The 19,971-nt window shown below is 56.5% G+C and carries 18 protein-coding genes; 8 read left to right on the plus strand and 10 right to left on the minus strand.

Features of this window, described 5'->3' with window-relative positions; all coding sequences use genetic code 11:
- Window positions 1–14: 14 nt before the first annotated feature.
- Window positions 15–1,637, plus strand: a complete 1,623-nt coding sequence (gene prpR, locus ASE07_RS08860) for a propionate catabolism operon regulatory protein PrpR (protein ID WP_057290439.1) — start codon at window positions 15–17, stop codon at window positions 1,635–1,637.
- Window positions 1,638–1,835: 198 nt separating this feature from the next.
- Here prpR and ASE07_RS08865 read toward each other — a convergent pair whose 3' ends face one another.
- Window positions 1,836–2,477, minus strand: coding sequence for a glutathione S-transferase family protein (locus ASE07_RS08865; protein ID WP_057290440.1), 642 nt, complete (start codon window positions 2,475–2,477; stop codon window positions 1,836–1,838).
- A 39-nt stretch (window positions 2,478–2,516) separates the two neighbouring features.
- On the opposite strand from ASE07_RS08865, the gene ASE07_RS27965 reads away from it, so the two are divergent.
- Window positions 2,517–2,702 carry a DUF1289 domain-containing protein gene (locus ASE07_RS27965; RefSeq protein WP_082584024.1) on the plus strand — a complete coding sequence of 62 codons (186 nt, stop codon included), beginning with the start codon at window positions 2,517–2,519 and terminating at the stop codon, window positions 2,700–2,702.
- A 71-nt stretch (window positions 2,703–2,773) separates the two neighbouring features.
- Here the strand turns inward: ASE07_RS27965 and cls are convergent, their stop codons facing one another.
- The 5 genes from cls to glnA form a co-directional block, all read right to left on the minus strand.
- Window positions 2,774–3,994 carry a cardiolipin synthase gene (cls, locus tag ASE07_RS08870; RefSeq protein ID WP_057290576.1) on the minus strand — a complete coding sequence of 407 codons (1,221 nt, stop codon included), beginning with the start codon at window positions 3,992–3,994 and terminating at the stop codon, window positions 2,774–2,776.
- 302 nt (window positions 3,995–4,296) lie between these two features.
- On the minus strand, window positions 4,297–5,853 hold the full coding sequence (ntrC, locus tag ASE07_RS08875; protein WP_057290577.1) for a nitrogen regulation protein NR(I): 1,557 nt from the start codon (window positions 5,851–5,853) through the stop codon (window positions 4,297–4,299).
- A 52-nt stretch (window positions 5,854–5,905) separates the two neighbouring features.
- Entirely contained in the window at window positions 5,906–6,979 is a 1,074-nt protein-coding gene (gene glnL, locus ASE07_RS08880) for a nitrogen regulation protein NR(II) (protein ID WP_057290578.1), read from the minus strand.
- A 70-nt stretch (window positions 6,980–7,049) separates the two neighbouring features.
- Window positions 7,050–7,544, minus strand: a complete 495-nt coding sequence (locus ASE07_RS08885; RefSeq protein ID WP_057290441.1) for a hypothetical protein — start codon at window positions 7,542–7,544, stop codon at window positions 7,050–7,052.
- Window positions 7,545–7,764: 220 nt separating this feature from the next.
- Window positions 7,765–9,180 carry a type I glutamate--ammonia ligase gene (glnA, locus tag ASE07_RS08890; RefSeq protein ID WP_057290442.1) on the minus strand — a complete coding sequence of 472 codons (1,416 nt, stop codon included), beginning with the start codon at window positions 9,178–9,180 and terminating at the stop codon, window positions 7,765–7,767.
- Between the two features lie 425 nt (window positions 9,181–9,605).
- Here glnA and ASE07_RS08895 point away from each other — a divergent pair, with 425 nt between their 5' ends.
- Window positions 9,606–10,058, plus strand: a complete 453-nt coding sequence (locus tag ASE07_RS08895; RefSeq protein WP_057290443.1) for a rhodanese-like domain-containing protein — start codon at window positions 9,606–9,608, stop codon at window positions 10,056–10,058.
- A 36-nt stretch (window positions 10,059–10,094) separates the two neighbouring features.
- On the opposite strand, the gene ASE07_RS08900 is transcribed toward ASE07_RS08895, so the two are convergent.
- From ASE07_RS08900 to orn, 4 genes are all read right to left on the minus strand, one after another.
- Window positions 10,095–11,468: a TAXI family TRAP transporter solute-binding subunit gene (locus tag ASE07_RS08900; RefSeq protein WP_057290579.1), complete on the minus strand. Its 1,374-nt coding sequence runs from the start codon at window positions 11,466–11,468 to the stop codon at window positions 10,095–10,097.
- Between the two features lie 163 nt (window positions 11,469–11,631).
- The gene (locus ASE07_RS08905) at window positions 11,632–12,426 is read right to left on the minus strand and encodes a hypothetical protein (protein ID WP_156396481.1); all 795 of its coding nucleotides are present in this window, start codon (window positions 12,424–12,426) and stop codon (window positions 11,632–11,634) included.
- 133 nt (window positions 12,427–12,559) lie between these two features.
- The gene (locus ASE07_RS08910) at window positions 12,560–14,227 is read right to left on the minus strand and encodes a peptide chain release factor 3 (RefSeq protein ID WP_057290445.1); all 1,668 of its coding nucleotides are present in this window, start codon (window positions 14,225–14,227) and stop codon (window positions 12,560–12,562) included.
- A 130-nt stretch (window positions 14,228–14,357) separates the two neighbouring features.
- The gene (gene orn, locus ASE07_RS08915; protein ID WP_057290446.1) at window positions 14,358–14,945 is read right to left on the minus strand and encodes an oligoribonuclease; all 588 of its coding nucleotides are present in this window, start codon (window positions 14,943–14,945) and stop codon (window positions 14,358–14,360) included.
- A gap of 42 nt (window positions 14,946–14,987) precedes the next feature.
- Between orn and ASE07_RS08920 the strand changes: the two genes are divergently transcribed.
- The 5 genes from ASE07_RS08920 to argG all read left to right on the plus strand — a co-directional run bounded on the left by ASE07_RS08920 (window position 14,988) and on the right by argG (window position 19,953).
- Entirely contained in the window at window positions 14,988–16,247 is a 1,260-nt protein-coding gene (locus ASE07_RS08920) for a M48 family metallopeptidase (RefSeq protein ID WP_057290447.1), read from the plus strand.
- A 19-nt stretch (window positions 16,248–16,266) separates the two neighbouring features.
- Window positions 16,267–16,617: a 4a-hydroxytetrahydrobiopterin dehydratase gene (locus tag ASE07_RS08925; protein WP_057290448.1), complete on the plus strand. Its 351-nt coding sequence runs from the start codon at window positions 16,267–16,269 to the stop codon at window positions 16,615–16,617.
- Between the two features lie 2 nt (window positions 16,618–16,619).
- Window positions 16,620–17,510, plus strand: a complete 891-nt coding sequence (gene rsgA, locus ASE07_RS08930; RefSeq protein WP_057290449.1) for a ribosome small subunit-dependent GTPase A — start codon at window positions 16,620–16,622, stop codon at window positions 17,508–17,510.
- A gap of 120 nt (window positions 17,511–17,630) precedes the next feature.
- Window positions 17,631–18,545: an ornithine carbamoyltransferase gene (gene argF, locus ASE07_RS08935; protein WP_057290450.1), complete on the plus strand. Its 915-nt coding sequence runs from the start codon at window positions 17,631–17,633 to the stop codon at window positions 18,543–18,545.
- A gap of 70 nt (window positions 18,546–18,615) precedes the next feature.
- Window positions 18,616–19,953: an argininosuccinate synthase gene (gene argG / locus ASE07_RS08940; RefSeq protein ID WP_057290451.1), complete on the plus strand. Its 1,338-nt coding sequence runs from the start codon at window positions 18,616–18,618 to the stop codon at window positions 19,951–19,953.
- Window positions 19,954–19,971 lie beyond the last annotated feature (18 nt).

Genomic DNA, 19,971 nt, shown 5'->3' on the forward strand with positions numbered 1-19,971 from the left:
ACAAGAGGTGAAACATGCGCTCCCGAAGCCATTCCCTGCCCGATCCGAATGACAAACCCGTTATCTGGACCGTTGCCATCTCCAGGCTGTCCGACCTGTTCCGCGATATCACCCTTGAATTCGACGACCGCGCCAGCATTGAACCGATCAATCTCGGTTTTGAAGATGCTGTCCGGCATATCCGCGAGCGCATGGAAACAGAACGCTGCGACGCGGTCATCGCCGCCGGGTCCAATGCCGCCTACCTGAAAAGCCGCCTGTCGTTGCCGGTCATCATCGCCAAGGCCAGCGGCTTCGATGTCTTGCAGGCACTTGCACGCGCCAGAAAAATCACCGCGGAAATCGGCCTGATCACCTATCAGGAGCCCATGCAGGAACTGGCCGAATTCCAGGCGACCTTCAACCTGAAAATCGCGCAGCGCACGTATGTGACCGAAGAAGATGCCCGCGCCCAGATCAATGAACTGAAAGCCGCAGGTATCAAGGCCATCGTTGGGGCCGGGCTGATCACAGACCTGGCTGCGGAAGCCGGTCTTGCAGGCGTTTTCGTATATTCGGCAGCGTCGATTCGACAGGCATTCGAAGACGCGCTGGAACTCGCCCGTTTCAGCCAACTGGAATCAGGCCGCGCCCGCGCCAATCCCCTTGCCGATGCCTTGCGCGCCAAGCATGGCTTGAACGATCTGCGCGGCGAGTCGGCGGCGATGCAGGCCGTGCGCCATTCGATTGAACTGTTCGCCAAATCCCCTGCCACCGTACTGATCCAGGGCGAGACAGGTACCGGCAAGGAATTGACGGCGCAGGCGATCCACCGCGAAAGCCAGCGGGCACGCCAGCCGTTTGTCGCCATCAATTGCGGCGCTGTCGCCGAATCGCTGCTGGAATCGGAGTTGTTTGGCTATGAAGAAGGCGCTTTCACCGGCTCGCGCCGTGGCGGTCATGCAGGCTTGTTTGAAGCGGCCAATCGCGGCACGCTGTTCCTGGATGAAATCGGCGAAATGCCGTTGCCATTGCAGACCCGGTTGCTACGCGTATTGGAAGAGCGTGAAGTCGTCCGAGTCGGCGGCACGCGGCCGATTCCGGTCAATGTGCGCATCATCAGCGCCACGCATTGCGATCTCGACCGGCGTGTCCGGGATGGGCGCTTCCGGGCTGACCTGTTCTACCGTCTGGGCGGATTGCGGCTGACACTTCCTCCGTTGCGTGAACGCGCCGATGACCTTGCCGCGCTCGCGGAATGGGGATTGAAGAATGCGCTTGCCGCGCTCGGTACCCGCCCGCATGCCAACCTGCATGCGGAGATCCTCGCATGTGTGCCTTTGCTCGCAAGTTATACCTGGCCCGGCAATGTGCGCGAACTGCGCAACCTGATGGAGCGCGTGGCACTGTTCCTGGCCGCCGAACCGCTGCAGGCTTTGTCACCGAGTTTTATTGCAGCGGTTGCGCCTGAACTGACCCGAGAGAATGCGCATGGCATCCCACCGGTGACGGCTCAGTCAATGGTTCCTTCCGGTTCCAATAAAAAAGAATCCGTCCATGCCGTGCTTGCAAGATTCAACGGCAATCGGGAAGCCGCCGCAAATCATCTCGGCATAAGCCGCACCACCTTGTGGCGACGCTTGAGCAAGCCTGAATAAAAACATATAAGGCAAAGCAGAAAAACGCACAGATCATATAGACAACACAGACCATTCAGATCAATTTCCCCCATCCTCCGAACGATCCCCTCCCCCTTCTAGGGGGAGGGTTAGGGTGGGGGTGCGAAGGTCGATCGCCCTTCTGCGTTAGCAAAAGCTCAAGGAGTTTTTAACTCAGAATCCTCTCCAACTTCGTCATCAAAAGAACGGCGCCACCAACCCCTCCTGCTCCAAAGCTCTGCTAATCGCCGCACGCTCAACCATCCTCCGCAAAAACGGCCCAAGATGCGCACGATGACGCGCCGGATTACCCATCATCCTCGTCCACCGCGACAGCATGAAGAGATATGGATCAACAGCGCTATATGTTTCACCCAGCAGATACGGTCCACCATGTTTGGCGAACACTTCATCCAGCAAGTCGAGCATCGTTCCGATCCTGGCCTCCGCATGCTGCTTCACATCCGCAGCGCCCCTTTCATCCGCAGCCAGTCGCTCCGGATAAAAATACGTAATCAGTTCGGCCTGCAAGGTATTGGTCAGGTACATCAGCCACTTGTAAAAATGCGCGCGCTCCGCCGTACCGACTGCTGGCGCAAGCCCGGCTTCAGGATGCGTATCCACCAGGTGCAGGCAGATGGCAGCCGTTTCAAACAAGACAAGATCGCCGTCGACGAAAGCGGGAATGCGGCCGGTCGGATTCAGGCGAAGGTAGTCGGCGCCCTTGTGCGCATTCTTGTCCCGGTCAACCAGGACAAGTTGATAAGGAACACCCAGTTCTTCGAGCAGCATGTGTGGCGCGAGGCTGGCATTGCTGGGATAGTAGTAGAGCTGATACATGGTTTTGCCCTATCATTGGCGTTTTAGGTCCTTTATTCTATGCAAAAACCTTCCCGCCCGGACACGCCTTGTGTTGCCGTCTGCTCAACAACCTTTGACGACGTCTGCCGCGGATGCGGTCGCACCGTTGCCGAGGTGGCGAACTGGGTGTTCATGACACAAGAAGAAAAAGACAAAGTCTGGGACCGTATCACGGCGGAAGGCTTTCCGCGGCGACAATCATAGTGCATGTCCCGGCCATCGCGACGTCGAATCGCGGCATGTCGGGCTCATCAGTCATTCAATCATTCAGACGATCAAAGTTGCTTGCCCAGCAAAGAAGAAGCGTGCTCGATCACTTTCTCCTTCCACGGCCGGTTGCGCCACTGCTCAATGGTAATGGCCCGCGTCTTCGCAAAATCCTGTTCGAACTCCCTGGTCATTTCTGCGGCAAAGCCTGCGTCGTAAACATTGAGGTTGGCTTCGTCATTCAGCCGGAATGATCGATTGTCAAAATTGGTCGAGCCGGTCGACACCATGAAGCCGTCGACAATCATGATTTTGCAATGGAACATGGTCGGCTGGTATTCCGCGATCACGATGCCTGCTTCCAGCAACTCACCCCAGCGCGCCCGCGATGCGTGCCGCACGACCGATGCGTCAATATCCTCGCCCGGCGTGATGATGCGGATCTTCACACCTCTTTTTGCGGCTTCGACAAGGGCATTGATCGCGAGATCATCCGGTACGAAATAGGAACTGGATAACAGGATGGACTGACGTGCGGAAGCAATGGACAGCAGGTACATCAGGTGCATGCTTTCACTGCCTCCGGTCGGCGAACTGCTGAACATCTGTGCCGGCATTTTCCCTGCATTGTCGATCTTCGGAAAATAGTCCCCGGAATGCAGGACACGCCCGGTCGCCTTTATCCAGTTGTCCAGAAAGACTGCCTGGAACTCGGATACCGCAGGTCCGCGCACCATAAAATGCGAATCACGCCAATGCTCCTTATCCTGCGCATTCCCATCCCACTGATCAGCGATGCCTACCCCGCCGGTGAAGCCGACTTGTCCGTCCACGATGAGAAGCTTGCGATGCGTGCGGTTATTCATTCGCGTCAGGTTGAGCCAGTGCGGTTTATGGTAACGCTCCACCTCGACACCGCCCTTACGCATCTCTTCCAGCAAGGCCTCGTCCATCTTGGCGCTGCCGATCCAGTCGAGCAGGACGTGGACTTTAACGCCGACCTGCGCGCGTTCACGCAGGGCTTCGGCGAACTGTTTGCCAATATCGCCGGACCAGTAGATATAGGTTTCAAAGGTGATCGTTTCACGGGCCGAACGAATAGCCTCAAGCATCGCAGGAAAAATCTCGGCGCCATTCTCAAGATGTTTGACGGTATTTCCCTCAATGATGGTCGGTCCGAGAAGCACGCCCATCGACCGCAGATATTGCGGATCGGTAACGCCGTACAGGCTTTCGACCCGGGTATCGATCTTTTTTTCACCCGCGGAAAGATTTCCCAGCAACAGCATGGCTGCGGCGGTCACCAGCACCGCAACGGCAATATGAACAAGGTTGAAGCGATTTTTCACAAAAGCCCTACGCCCCACGGAACCCGAGGCAGCAATGAGGAATATGCTTACTGTATCCCGTGCGACATATCGGTGCCTTGCGATTGGTAAAGTCTCATGCTGGTGCGCAGCACCGGTCCGTCTTGGGGCACTGGATAAATGACGCTGCACTCCGATGAAGGCCCTACGGCGCTGCCCGGAGACAGCTTCCGCAAGCAGGGGAAGGATGGAAAGGAAAACGGCGCCCGCAGGCGCCGTTGAGGTCATTCGTCCTTGGCTCCGTCTATACCAAGTTCATGAATTTTGCGGGTGATGGTGTTGCGCCCTATGCCGAGCCGGATCGCCGCATCGTTCTTGCGGCCATGCGTATGCTTGAGTGCGGTTTTGATCAGCGCGGACTCGAACTGACGTCCCAAAGCGTCCATCACTTCGGGCTGGCCGGCCGCCAGCATGTGAGCAGCTTCGGACTCCAGTAAGGCGATCCAGCCTGCCTTATCGGCGACAGCCGCCGCATGACCGTTAGCCGGCGTCGGAGACGATGACGGGAAGGAAGGCACCGACATGGAAGACATCGCGGACGACACATCGGACAGCGCCGGCATGGCCGAGGGCTGCACCGGCATGGTGACAGAAACCGGCATGCTCACAGTCGACGAGACATAGTCCTGGCCATGGGTCAACTCCTGCGGCAGATCCTTGACCTCGACCGTTTGCCCGGGCGCCATCACGGTAATCCAGTTACACAGGTTTTCCAGTTGCCGTACATTGCCCGGCAACTCGAGACTGGCGAGGAATTGCATGGCGCTGTCGGACATGCGTTTTGCTTCGACACCGAGCTGCTTTGCGCTTTGCGCCAGGAAGTGACGGGTCAGCAGCGGAATGTCTTCGTGGCGCTCGCGCAGGCTGGGCAAACGCAGGCGAATCACATTCAGGCGATGATACAAGTCTTCGCGGAACAGGCCCTCTTTCACGCGCTGTTCCAGGTTCTGATGCGTCGCTGCGATCACGCGGACATTTGCCTTCAGAGGCTGATGACCGCCAACGCGATAGAAGTGGCCATCCGACAGCACCCGCAGCAGGCGGGTCTGCAAATCAAAAGGCATATCGCCGATTTCATCGAGGAAGAGCGTGCCGTTTTCGGCCTGCTCGAATCGTCCTCGCCGAGTCGCCTGTGCGCCGGTAAACGCGCCGCGCTCGTGACCAAACAACTCGGATTCAAGCAAGTCCTTGGGAATTGCCGCGGTGTTGAGCGCGATGTATGGCTGGGCCGCACGCGGGCTGTGCTTGTGCAATGCGCGCGCCACCAGTTCCTTGCCGGTACCCGATTCGCCGGTGATCAGTACCGTCACGTTGGATTGCGACAGGCGCCCGATCGCACGAAAGACGTCCTGCATCGCAGGAGCCTGACCGAGGATTTCGGGTGTCTCGGCCGACACCTGTTCGACATCAGACTCACGCAGGCTTTCTTCCAGCGCGCGGCGTATCAGTTCAACTGCCTTATCGATATCGAAAGGCTTGGCGAGGTATTCGAACGCACCGCCCTGAAAGGCGGCCACGGCCGAGTCGAGATCGGAAAACGCGGTGATCACAATGACCGGCAGGCCCGGATGCTTGGCCTTGACCGCCTGCAGCAGTTCGAGGCCGGACTCGCCCGGCATGCGGATATCGGACACCAGTACTTGCGGCACGCTGGTCTGCAGTGCATCGAGTGCTTCACGCGCATTCGGGAAGCTTTTGGTAGCGAGATTTTCGCGGGCAAGGGCCTTTTCCAGTACCCAGCGAATTGATTCGTCGTCGTCGACAATCCAGATTGGCTTCATATTTTCGTGTGCATCCCGCGTCATGAGGCATTGATCAAAGCCGGCCCGTTATTCAGGGCAGCGGTATCAGTATTCTGAAGTCGGTGCATCCCGGCCTGCTCTGGCATTCGATAACGCCCATGTGCTGCTGAACGAACGTCTGCGCAAGAGTCAGGCCCAGTCCACTACCGCCCTGCCGCCCCGATACCAGGGGATAGAAGATCCGGTCATGGATGTCGGGAGGGATGCCCGGCCCATTGTCGATAATATGCAAGTCTAATGCCAGCCTGTAACGAATCTTCGCGAGCGTCACCTGGCGGGCGACACGGGTCTGCAAAGTGATCTGTGCATCGCCGTCTTTCATGCGGTGCGACAGTGCCTGCGCAGCGTTGTGCGTGATGTTCAACACCGCCTGGATCAGTTGCTCCTTGTCGCCGCGGAATTCGGGCACCGACAGGTCGTAGTCGCGCTTGATGGTCAAGCCATTGGGGAATTCGGCGACGATCAGGCTGCGCACACGTTCGCAGACTTCATGGATGTTGACGTCGCCGACGATATGCGGACGACGATGCGGGGCAAGGAGACGATCGACCAGAGTCTGCAGGCGATCCGCCTCCTTGATGATGACCTGTGTGTATTCGCGCAACTCCTTCAGATGCCGTTCGGGCAATTCAAACTCGAGCAATTGCGCGGCGCCACGGATACCGCCGAGCGGGTTCTTGATTTCATGCGCGAGGTTGCGGATCAGTTCCTTGTTGGCCTGGCTCTGGTCGAGCAGGCGTTCTTCCCGGTCCAGCTTGAGTTGCTGAACGTTTTCACGTAGTTCGATCAGCACCGGCGTGTCGGGATTGTCGAGCGCGGTGACGATCACATGCACCTGTAGCGATTCACGCCCCGCCCGCTCCAGCGTCAGATCGAGGCGCTTGTCGGCGAAGCGATGCTGGACCGCTTCCTCGAAAATTTCGGACAGGTGGTCTCCGTTCAGGAAGAGGTCTTCCAGCTTTTGGGTCATGAGTGCCTTGGCCGAGCTCTCGAACAAGTTTTCCGCCGCCGCGTTGGCATAGGTGATACGGCTTTCCGGGTCGAGGATGATGACCGCCGAGGAAAGCAGATCCAGTCCATCCAGGGGATTTCGCGTTGTTTTCACATTCATCCAAAAATAAAGGGCCGCATATGCGGCCCTTGTTATGCAAGCGTCATACCTGAAGCGCGCATTGCTATTTTAGATTACCAATCTCGCGTTTCAGTGCCTCGATATTCTTTTCGCTGCGGCTAATATCGTCCTTCATGGTCGCAACGCGTTCCTGGTATTTCGCATAATTGCGCTCATCGCCACGGCGTTCCGGCTCGCCATTGTTAAATTCCTTCTTCAGGTTCGCAAGCTTCTGCTCCTCGCTTTTCATTTCATCTGCGAGGATCTGGCGGCGGTCGTTGTCACGGGTTTTCTGCGTGTCGCCATCGACTTTCGGGAAATCCGACGGCGATGCCGACGGTTTTGCGGCAGCGGTCTGGACAACGGGTTTGCGCGCGGATGGTGGCGCGGGAATCATGGTGATGCCGGGAAGATCAATCTTTTTGCAGCCCTTGGTAGTGCCGGTATTTTTATATTCCTTCTTGCCAGTCTCATCGACACAAAGGAATACCTCGCTCTGTGCATGGACGTGTCCGGCAGCGGCTGCAACTAAGGCCAGTCCAATCAATTGTTGTTTCATAATCTTTCTGCGTGGAAACAGTAAAGGTGCTTACAAGTTTAGGGCAAGTAGCGATCCTTTACAAACATTCGAACTCAGAACGACTTATAGCACAACAGTTCCATACGACAAAAAAGGGAAGCCGAAGCTTCCCCTTTCTGCAACAGTCGAACGATCGAACAGTTAACCTTGCGTACTTGTTGCCAGGTACGCAAGATCGCAAGCTCGATATATCCGCGTATTACAGCGAGTAGTACATGTCGAACTCGATCGGATGCGTCGTCATGCGGAAGCGCTGGACTTCCTGCATTTTCAGCTCGATGTAAGCGTCGATCATGCTGTCGCTGAACACACCGCCACGGGTCAGGAATTCGCGGTCCTTGTCCAGGTACTCGAGCGCCTGGTCGAGCGACGAGCACACTGTCGGGATCAGCTTGTCTTCTTCCGGCGGCAGGTGGTACAGATCCTTGGATGCTGCTTCGCCCGGATGGATCTTGTTCTGCACGCCGTCCAGACCTGCCATCAGCAATGCAGCAAAGCCCAGATACGGGTTCATCAGAGGATCCGGGAAACGTGCTTCGACGCGGCGACCCTTCGGATTGGCAACGTGCGGAATACGGATCGAAGCGGAACGGTTACGCGCCGAGTAAGCCAGCTTGACCGGTGCTTCATAGCCAGGAACCAGACGCTTGTACGAGTTGGTGCCCGGGTTGGTAATCGCGTTCAATGCACGTGCGTGCTTGATGATGCCGCCGATGTAGTACAGCGCAAAGTCGGACAGGCCGGCATAGCCATCGCCTGCGAACAGGTTCTTGCCATCCTTCCAGACGGACTGGTGCACGTGCATACCCGAACCGTTGTCGCCAACGATCGGCTTCGGCATGAAGGTCGCTGTCTTGCCGTAAGTGTGGGCAACGTTCCAGATCACGTACTTGAGGTTCTGTGTCCAGTCGGCGCGCTCAACCAGTGTCGAGAACTTGGTGCCGAGTTCGTTCTGGCCTGCGCCAGCAACTTCGTGGTGGTGAACTTCAACCGGGATGCCCATTGCCTCGAGGATCAGGGACATTTCCGAACGCATGTCCTGGAAGCTGTCGACCGGAGGAACCGGGAAGTAGCCGCCTTTGACGGTCGGACGGTGGCCAGTGTTGCCGCCTTCGAGCTTGTCGCCGGTAGTCCACGACGCTTCTTCGGAATCGATCTTCACGAAGCAGCCGGACATGTCGATCTTCCAGCGAACGCTGTCGAAGATGAAGAATTCAGGTTCCGGGCCGAAGTAGGCGGTATCGCCCAGGCCGGAGGACTTCAGGTAGGCTTCAGCGCGCTTGGCGATGGAACGTGGGTCACGGTCGTAGCCCTTGCCGTCGGACGGCTCGATAACGTCACACTGCATGAACAGCGTGGTTTCTTCCATGAACGGGTCAATGTTGGCGGTACTGGGATCCGGCATCAACAGCATGTCAGATGCTTCAATGCCTTTCCAACCAGCGATCGAGGAACCATCGAAGGCGTGGCCCGAGTCGAATTTGTCCATGCCGAACTGCGAAATGGGAACGGTAACGTGTTGTTCCTTGCCTCGGGTGTCTGCAAAACGAAAATCAACGAATTTGACTTCGTTGTCTTTCGCCAACTTCAAGACCTCTGCGGCCGTACGTGCCATGCGAATCTCCTAAATGAGCAAAATGTGTCTTAGAAATGCGGATAATGTTGAGTCGATGGTATCCGCCGTGCTGCAAGCGCAGTACACATCGAAGTGCGACCGAAACTCAGGCCGGAATGATAGCAGATTCCATGCCACCAACTTGAGAAATCACAAATGCCTCGCACCGTCCTGATGCACGCTAATTAGCGGAAATAGTGCGATGTTGAAACATGATTGTTAGCTTTTAAGCCACATGAAGAAGTCCCCATTTCGGTGCGTTTCCTCCTAAAATCCCTGTATTGGTGCATTTATGCTTTGCACTACCGAAATCCGCACGGTTTTTGTGCGTCGCGATCCCAGTCTAGTCCATGCGCCGCCGAGATAAAATAACAAGTTGAACATGCGGTAAATTGCTGACTCACTCCAACGAAATTGGAACCATCATGGACATACTCGACAAGGCTCGCGAACGCGGGCAGGAACAACAACTCCCGTATGCGGGTGCCGTCACCCCCTCGGAGGCTTATGCCCTTCTCCAGGCCAACCCGAATGTCAAACTCGTCGACGTCAGGACCAATGCGGAGCGCGACTGGGTCGGGCGTGTGGCCATACCTGAGGACCAGCATGCCGCAGTGCAGTGGAACACTTATCCCGGCAGCGTACCAAACCCGGCATTCATGGATGAACTGGCGCAGACTGCCGACAAGAATAAGATCTTGCTGTTTTTGTGCCGCTCTGGTGTCCGTTCCCGTCACGCGGCCAAACTGGCAACTGAGAACGGCTATCCCCATTGCTTTGACATACTGGAGGGTTTTGAAGGCGACAAGGATGCCGATGGTCATCGAAAATCCGTGGGGGGCTGGTGCAAGGCCGGCCTGCCTTGGGTCGGTGCGTGACGTTGTTAAACCGCCTGCAGATCGACTCAATGCGACTCAATGCCCGGAGGTGCCTTGGCGCAGGTTTGGCGCCTCCGTCTGCATCAGCGACGCCACCCGGCGACGGACGAAATTGATGTGGCTGCGAAGTCCATATAATTCGTCAGCAAAGGACAACGGGATGGAGATGCGATTGACGCGTTCCTCAATGTCGTTCAGCCGTTGCAACTGGGCGGGATAGACTTCGGCCTGTTTTTCGGGCGGCACTTCCTCGATGGCTTGTTCAACCGCACGCAACTGCCCGTACCAGCGATAGACGCGCGAGCGCACTTTCCATACGTAGATTGGCGGAATGATCCGCGACAGCGGCAGAATCAGCGCGCCAAGAGCCACGACCACTACCCACATGCGCTCAAAAAAGTTGGCCAGCCAGAATGGCAGATAACGCTGCAACAGCGGCGGTCCGTTCTTGTAAAACTTCTGCGCCGCCGGCGAGACAGGAATCTCGGTATAGCTTGCCGTCGGAAACTCATCCTTCCTGTTGAACCAGCCCGCATTTCCGTGGATGGTTGTCGCGGCCTCAACAAACAGGTCGATGATGGCGGGATGCAGGTCCGACCGCGCCACGAGCGTCGCGGTCGGCGCGATCAAATGGTAATCCTTGGGAGGAAGATCCTTGCCAAGGTCCACGATCCCGCGTGGCAGCACGACATGCGACAGAAAAGGAAAGCGCCGCGTATACGCTTCAGCCTGAGCGAAGTCGAAGAGCCTGATACCCGGGGTTTGTAGCAGCATCTGGATGAGCGGTGCGTCCGGCGCCGAGCTGAACACCAGACCATCGATACGACCGGCCAGCAATTCGACCGTCGCCGGCGTATTTTCCAGCGCGCCCAGCTTCAGTTCTTCCGCTTCCACGCCATTGACGGACAGAATCTTGCGAAACAGGATTGGTACGCCCGTCCCCTCCGGGCCGACGTTGATTTTCAAGCCTTTCAATTGGGTCAGGTGCGTCACGTTGCGTCCACCGCGGTCACTACGCAGGAACAGCCAAACCGGTTCCGTGAACAGGCTTCCCAACGAGACCAAACCGACACGTTCGGCTTCTTCCTGCTCCGTGGAACCACTCTGCACGAAAGCGATATCGACACGTGACGCCGGATCTTTCAGGCGCTGAAGATTTTCCTGCGACCCGAGGGAGTCTTGCTGGATGACGCGAATATCATGTTTTGCGAGCGCACCCGCATATTTTTTGCCCAAAGTCTGATAGGCGCTATTGTCCTGCCCCGTAGAGAGTGTCACCACGGATGGCGGCGACGGATCCACAAGCCAGTAAGCAAGCAGAGAGGTTGCCAGAATCGCGATGACTGCCGGTCCGGCGGCGACGAGGAAATCACGCAGGGAAAACCTGGTGAACTTGAGAATTTTTGGCATGCGCGACCGGAATGAAATCATGGGCCACACCATGCCAAGAAACGTCACACTATGCAAGCAGGGAAAATGCCGTGCAGATCAATTCAGGAGCGAAAAGACGCCCCGGAATTGATCGAATGTCATGGAGATTGTAGAGCGGATGTATTGAGACAACGAGTAAAGCTTAATGCAGGTTAGCGGAAGTCCCGTGATGCCTGAAACCGTTGGACGACTGAGAAATTTCGCCGCGACGGCGCCGATCGGGTACACCGCCGGATTGCTCTGACAGGAGTTGAGCGGCAATCGAGAACCATTGTTCGACCGACAGCATTCTGCGAGCGAGCGGCATCAGTTCCTTTTCTTCCTTTTCCAGCCGCATGTCCAGATGGCGGCAATACAATTGCATGGAATGACAAATTTCCGTTGCCTTGCTGCTACCGAGTTCGACAGCATTGGTGATTTGTTCACTAATCGTACGAAGGGTTGTCGCTGCTCTGACAGAGATGCTGTCGAGTTCGGCAATAACGATCTCCGCATCCCTGCTCAGGCCACGTAACGAGGGGATGACGTAAAGCTCGATCTTTCGTGTCCGGAAAAACCGGTCGAACTGAGTAAGTTTTCCAAAGGCTGTATCAATAAAAGTGAGATCCAGGTTGTGCAGGCTGTTCCACGCGGTTTCAACGTACTGCTGCAGCCGGCAAAGCATGTTGCGCGTCTTGTCCTGTTCGGTTGCGATGGCGATCGTTGCATATGTTGCTGTTAGCATGCATACCTCTTGATTCAGAAAAGTGCAAGGTGAAGACGTCGGAGCGAGAAATGTGCCGGGCTTTCTCCGCACCAAAAAGCCGCAAAAAGCGGGTTCCGAAAACGTTGGGTGAGTATAGGCGCGAGACCCCGGATTTATTTGATCTTGCGCAAACACGACAAACCCGTGCAGCGATTCCCCCAGCAATTGCAGGGTAATAGCGTGTAACTGCACGCAACACGCGAAATTTTCGATATCGGCTTGACGTCGCCGATCACTCGCATTCCTATCGACAGGAAGATAAAAAAGCCCTTCGAACCAACGGTTTGAAGGGCTTTTCTGCCGGCCGTGGTTGATTCTTGTGGTATCAGCCGACCTTTACCGCATGCTCGCGCGTAGCGTGGAAAGTGAGTTGCGGCCAGCGCTCCTGGGTTAATTTCAGGTTGACGCCCGACGTGGCGAGGTAGGCCATGTTGTTTGCCGCATCGAAAGCGATGTTCGCGCCGGCGGCCGATCTTTCGAAATCGGCCAGCGCTTTCTTGTCATCGCTTGAAATCCAGCGAGCGCTACTGATGCTGGTGCTTTCAAATACCGCATCGACCCCGTACTCATTGAGCAAACGGCTGGCCACCACTTCAAACTGCAGCACACCTACCGCTCCCAATACCAGGTCGCCGCCGTGCACCGGTTTGAACACCTGCACTGCACCCTCTTCGCCCAGTTGCTGCAAGCCTTTGTGCAGCTGCTTGATCTTCAGCGGATTACGGATCCGTACCGAGCGGAAAAAGTCCGGCGCAAAATACGGAATACCGGTGAACTGCAACAATTCTCCTTCCGAGAAACTGTCGCCGATCTGCATGTTGCCATGGTTGGGCAAGCCGATGATATCGCCGGCGTAAGCCTCTTCCACCTGCTCGCGGCTGGACGCCATGAAAGTCACCACGCTCGAGACCTTGATTTCGCGATTCAGGCGCAGATGCTTGATTTTCATGCCGCGCTCGAAGCGGCCGGAGCATACACGCAGGAAGGCAATGCGATCACGATGCGCTGGATCCATATTCGCCTGGATCTTGAACACAAACCCGGAAAACGGCGCTTCCATCGGCTCCACGGCACGCACCGTCGCATCGCGCGAACGCGGTGCCGGCGCCCAGTCCAGCAGTGCGTTGAGGATTTCACGCACACCGAAGTTGTTGATCGCCGACCCGAAAAATACGGGGGTCTGCGTACCGGCAAGAAATGCGTCGAGATCGAACGGATGCGACGCGCCATGCACGAGCTCCACTTCCATCTTGAGCTGCTCGATTTCCTGCGGGAACATTTGCGTCAGGCGTGGGTTATCGATGCCCTTGATGACTTCGAACTCCTGGTCCGCCCTTTCCGAGCCGGCCTTGAACAGCAAAATCTCGTCACGCAGGAGGTGATAGACGCCGCGGAAGTTCTTGCCCATGCCGATCGGCCACGTCACCGGCGCGCACTGGATCTTGAGGACTGACTCGACTTCGTCGAGCAGTTCCAGCGGATCACGCGTTTCGCGGTCCATCTTGTTCATGAACGTCAGAATCGGCGTCGCGCGCATGCGGCAGACGTTGAGCAACTTAATCGTCTGTTCTTCCACGCCCTTGGCGGCATCGATCACCATGAGCGCGGAGTCGACGGCCGTCAGCACGCGATAGGTATCTTCGGAAAAGTCCTGGTGGCCGGGGGTGTCGAGCAGGTTGACGACATGACCACGGTATTCAAACTGCATGACCGAACTGGCCACCGAAATGCCGCGCTGCTTTTCAATTTCCATCCAGTCGGAGGTGGCGTGACGGCCGCTCTTGCGTGCCTTGACCGTGCCGGCGAGCTGGATCGCGCCTGAAAACAGCAGCAGTTTTTCAGTCAGCGTGGTTTTACCGGCGTCCGGGTGGGAAATGATGCCGAAGGTGCGGCGGCGTGCAACCTCCTTCGCAATCAGTTCGGTTGGAACCTTGCGGTTATCGGTTGCGGTGTCGAGCGTGCCGTTCGACGGAGAATCTGTAGCGGAGGCCATGTTTCGGCTTTGGAAAAAAGGGACTGAAGTTTACCGGCTCCCGACCTTGAAGTCGACTCTTGCGTTGCCTGTGCGGCAAACCGGTAAACATGAAATGGATCGATACGGACTTTTTTGAAAGCTTTTAGCGCTATGCCTTGATGAAATGCTCTCGGTAATAGCGTAACTCCTCGATCGATTCAGTGATATCGGCCAACGCCGTATGTTTCTGGTGCTTTTTGAAGCCGCTTGCCAGTTCAGGCTTCCAGCGCTTGCACAATTCCTTGAGAGTCGATACATCGAGGTTGCGGTAATGGAAAAACGCTTCCAGCTTCGGCATGCCGCGCGCCATGAAGCGGCGATCCTGGCAAATACTGTTGCCGCACATCGGTGACTTGCCCGTAGGCACATAACGTTTCAGGAACGCGATGAGTTCTGCTTGCGCATCCGCCTCGCTCACCGTTGATGCCTTGACGCGCTCAATCAGACCGGAGCGTCCGTGGGTGCCCTTGTTCCAGGCATCCATCTTGTCGAGAACTTCATCGGGTTGATGAATTGCAAATACCGGTCCTTCGGCAAGCACATTCAGGTTGGCGTCGGTAACGACCGCTGCAACCTCGATAATACGGTCGGAATCCGGGTCCAGCCCGGTCATTTCCATATCCACCCAAACCAGATTAAATTCATTTGGACGCACGATTGCGTCTGCACCGTTATTCGTTTCAGTAGCTTGTGACATAATTTGTTCCTTGGTAAACCGCCATTTTCTCACAGGCACAGCATGTCTTCACTTGCGTTCTCCGTATTGTTCCTCAGCTTCCTCGGCGTAACCGTGCTCCTCCGTTTCTGGTTGAGTTCACGGCATATTCGCCATGTGGTCGCCCACCGCCATGCCGTACCGGCGGAGTTTGCGGAAAAAATCCCATTGTATGCGCACCAGAAAGCGGCCGATTACACTGTGGCCCGCACCAAGCTCGGCATGCTTTCCCTCATGGTCAATACTGTCGTGCTGATCGGCTTCACCCTGCTCGGCGGCCTGCAATGGCTGTCTGTCACGCTGTTCAAGATCACCGGTCCAGGCATGACTTATCAGCTTGCGCTGCTGGCGTCGTTCGGCCTGATCAGCGCGCTGATCGAGTTGCCTTTCGATTATTACAAGCAGTTTGTGCTGGAAGCAAAGTTCGGCTTCAACAAGATGACCCTCGGCCTGTTCATCAGTGACCTGGTCAAAAACACCCTGGTTGCTATCGTCATCGGCTTGCCACTGGTGTGGGTGATCCTGACCCTGATGGACAAATCCGGCGACCTGTGGTGGCTGTACGCCTGGTTCGTCTGGACCGGCTTCCAGCTGTTGATGCTGGTGTTGTATCCGACCGTGATCGCGCCGCTATTCAATAAATTCACGCCGCTGCAGGACGAAAGTCTGCGTACCCGCATTGAAAACCTGATGCAGCGCGTCGGCTTTGCATCCAAAGGGCTGTTCGTCATGGACGGTTCCAAGCGTAGCGCACACGGTAATGCGTATTTTTCCGGCTTTGGCGGCGCCAAGCGTATTGTTTTCTTCGACACCCTCCTCGCTCGGCTCGGTCCGCAGGAAATCGAGGCCGTGCTGGCACATGAACTGGGACATTTCAAGCTCAAGCACATCGTCAAGCGTATCGTTGTCATGTTTGCGATCTCGCTGGGCTTCCTTGCCCTGCTCGGCTATCTGAAGACGCAAGTATGGTTCTATACCGGTCTTGGCGTTGACCCTTTGTTGATTGGCAACAACGACGCGATGGCCCTGATCTTGTTCATGCTGGTCCTGCCGGTATTCACGTTCATACTCTCGCCACTGAGCTCGATCACGTCGCGCAAGCATGAGTTTGAAGCAGACGCGTTTGCCGCCCAGTATACAAATGCCCAGGACCTGGTCTCGGCGCTGGTCAAACTTTACGAAGACAACGCGTCGACGCTGACGCCCGACCCTTTGCATTCCGCATTCTACGATTCACACCCGCCGGCAAGCGTCCGTATTCAACATTTACTCGCCAGCCGATAAAGATAACAAGGATTTCACCATGGTAACCGCAGCAGAACTCATCCAGAAAAAAGGCCGGCATACCGAAACGGCGCTGACCGAAGCGGAAATCGCCGAACATCTCGCCGCCGTCGAAGGCTGGGAGCTGAAGGATGGCAAGATCGTCAAGACCTTCAATTTCAAGAATTACTACGAAACCCTGGCATTCGTAAATGCCATCGCCTATGTCATTCACGCCGACGACCATCATCCGGAACTGATCATTACCTACAACCGCTGTGTGGCGAAGTTCGATACGCATTCAGTCAATGGCGGTCGCGGCGGGATTTCGGAGAACGACTTCATCAGCGCAGCCAAGGTGGATGCAATTTATCGGCAAGCCGCACAGTGACGATGAGTGGAGCAACCGGGACCGTCATCGCAGCGCACGGCAGGCATTATCTGGTACAGGCGGGTGACGAAAAGTTGCAGTGCGTCACCCGTGGCAAAAAAAGCGACGTCGCCGTCGGCGATATCGTCGATCTGAAGCGGACTTCGGCCAACCAGGCCGTCATTGAATCCATCCAGGAACGCAAGACCCTGCTCTACCGTTCCGATCAGTACAAATCCAAGCTGCTGGCAGCCAATCTGACGCAGCTATTCATTGTGGTCGCAACGGAACCGGGCTATTCGGACGACCTGGTGTCGCGGGCACTGGTCGCGGCCGAAGCCGGCGGCATCGCCCCGCATATCATCCTCAACAAGATTGATGTTGCCGATCTGTTGCCAAAGACCCGCGAGCGCCTCGGCATGTACACACGGATTGGCTATCCTATCCATGAGGTCTCGGCGCGCAAGGACCCAGAACACACCTGCGCGACCCTTCAACCACTTCTGGAAGGCCAATCGACCATTCTGATCGGCCAATCCGGCATGGGCAAGTCGTCGTTGATCAACCTGCTGGTGCCGGACGCAGAACTGGCTACCCGGGAAATTTCCGCAGCACTTGATTCCGGCAAGCATACAACGACATTTACCCGTCTTTTCACGCTGAATGAACGCAGCAGCATCATCGATTCGCCGGGATTTCAGGAATTCGGCCTCTACCACCTGAGTGAAGGCATGCTGGAACGTGCCTTTCGCGAGTTTGGTCCGCACCTGGGGCATTGCAAGTTCTACAATTGTCACCATCTGACCGAACCGGGCTGTGCAGTTCTTTCCGCTGTCGATTCCGGCGAGATTGCACCATTGCGACATGCGCTTTACCAGCAACTGGTTCACGAGTCGTCGCAAAAGCTGTACTGACTCCGGGTGCGCCGCTGGATGGCGCCAAGTTATCTTTTCGACAGAAAATCTCTTATAATTGAACAGCTTACAACCATCCGGCGGCAGGAGCCAATCAAGCACTTGCCGCCGTTTTCATTTATGGCTATCAAACACTTCCTGCAGTTTTCTGACTTTACGCTTGATGAATTCGAGTACGTGATCGAACGCTCCCGAATCATCAAGCGCAAATTCAAGAATTACGAGCCGCACCACCCGTTGGTCGACCGCACGCTGGTCATGGTGTTCGAAAAGAACTCGACACGCACCCGCCTGTCGTTCGAAGCCGGCATGCACCAGCTCGGCGGTGCCGCCATTTACCTGAACACCCGCGACAGCCAGCTCGGTCGCGGCGAGCCGGTTGAGGACGCGGCACAGGTGATGTCCCGCATGTGCGACATCATCATGGTCCGCACCTTTGGACATGACATCATCGACCGCTTTGCCGCGCATTCACGCGTCCCGGTGATCAATGGCCTGACCAACGAACACCATCCCTGCCAGGTACTGGCCGACGTGTTTACCTATATCGAACATCGCGGCTCCATCAAAGGCAAGACCGTCGCCTGGATCGGTGACGCCAACAATATGCTGTACTCATGGCTGCAGGCGGCACAGGTCTTTGATTTTCATGTGAATGTGTCGACGCCGAAGGGCTATGAAATCGACCAGTCACTAGTTGCGCCGAGCAACACCAATTACACTTTCTTCCCCGCCCCGTCCGACGCCTGTGCCGGCGCCGATCTGGTGACGACCGACGTCTGGACCAGCATGGGCTACGAAGAAGAAAACGCGGCGCGGCTGAAGGCATTCGACGGCTGGATCGTCGACACCGAGAAAATGAAGCGCGCCAATGCTGAAGCCATCTTCATGCACTGCCTGCCCGCGCACCGTGGCGAGGAAGTCGCCGCCGACGTGATTGACGGCCCGCAGTCGGTGGTATGGGACGAGGCGGAAAACCGCCTGCACGTCCAGAAGGCGCTTCTTGAATATCTGGTGTTGGGCAAGCTCGAATAATCCCTGATCACCCAAGGCTACTGTCTTTTCCGATTCATCATCCACAATCCCAGCAAGCGAAGCAGAAATCATGTCGACCATACTTCAGTCCGTTCCCGTCAATCAAAAAGTAGGCATCGCCTTTTCCGGCGGCCTCGACACCAGCGCAGCCCTGCACTGGATGCGCCAGAAAGGCGCGATTCCTTACGCGTACACCGCGAACCTGGGCCAGCCTGACGAACCCGACTACAATGCAATCCCGGAAAAAGCCAGGCAGTACGGTGCCGAACAGGCACGCCTGATCGACTGCCGCGAACAACTGGTCGCGGAAGGCATCGCTGCGCTGCAAAGCGGCGCGTTCCACATCTCGACTGCGGGTGTGACCTACTTCAACACGACGCCGCTGGGCCGTGCGGTAACCGGCACCATGCTGGTGGCCGCGATGCAGGAAGATCAGGTCGACATCTGGGGCGACGGCAGCACGTTCAAGGGCAACGACATCGAACGTTTCTACCGCTACGGCTTGCTGGTCAATCCGGCGCTGCGTATCTATAAGCCCTGGCTCGATGACCGCTTCATCCAGGAGCTCGGCGGCCGCAAGGAAATGTCGGAGTTCATGATCAAGTCCGGCTTCAACTACAAGATGTCGGTAGAGAAGGCCTATTCCACCGACTCCAACATGCTTGGCGCAACCCATGAAGCGAAAGATCTCGAACATCTGAACAGCGGCATGAAGATTGTCGAACCGATCATGGGCGTCGCTTTTTGGCGTGACGATGTCGAAGTCAAGCGCGAAGAAGTCACCATCCGTTTCGAGGAAGGCCGCCCGGTAGCCCTGAACGGCATCGCCTTCTCGAACGCGGTCGACCTGATGATGGAAGCGAATCGCATCGGCGGCCGTCACGGCCTCGGCATGAGCGACCAGATTGAAAACCGCATTATTGAAGCCAAGAGCCGCGGTATCTATGAAGCTCCCGGCCTGGCCTTGCTGTTCATTGCTTACGAACGCCTGGTGACCGGCATCCACAACGAAGACACCATCGAACAATACCGCGACAACGGCCGCAAACTCGGTCGCCTGCTGTACCAGGGCCGCTGGTTCGATCCGCAAGCCATCATGCTGCGCGAAGCATCGCAGCGCTGGGTGGCGCGCGCGATCACGGGGGAAGTGACCGTGGAACTGCGCCGAGGCAATGACTATTCGATCCTGAACACCGAGTCCGCCAACCTGACCTATCATCCGGAACGCCTGACGATGGAAAAAGGCGAAGGCGCGTTCACGCCGCAGGACCGTATCGGACAGCTGACCATGCGTAACCTCGATATCATCGATACGCGCGAGAAGCTTGGCATCTACGGCAAAGCCGGCCTGTTGACTGCCAATCCTTCGGTTTCACTGCCACGCCTTGACAAGAAAAGCAGCGAATAAAAAATCTTTATCAGACTC

This window comes from Noviherbaspirillum sp. Root189 (assembly GCF_001428545.1).
Classification (GTDB): domain Bacteria; phylum Pseudomonadota; class Gammaproteobacteria; order Burkholderiales; family Burkholderiaceae_D; genus Noviherbaspirillum.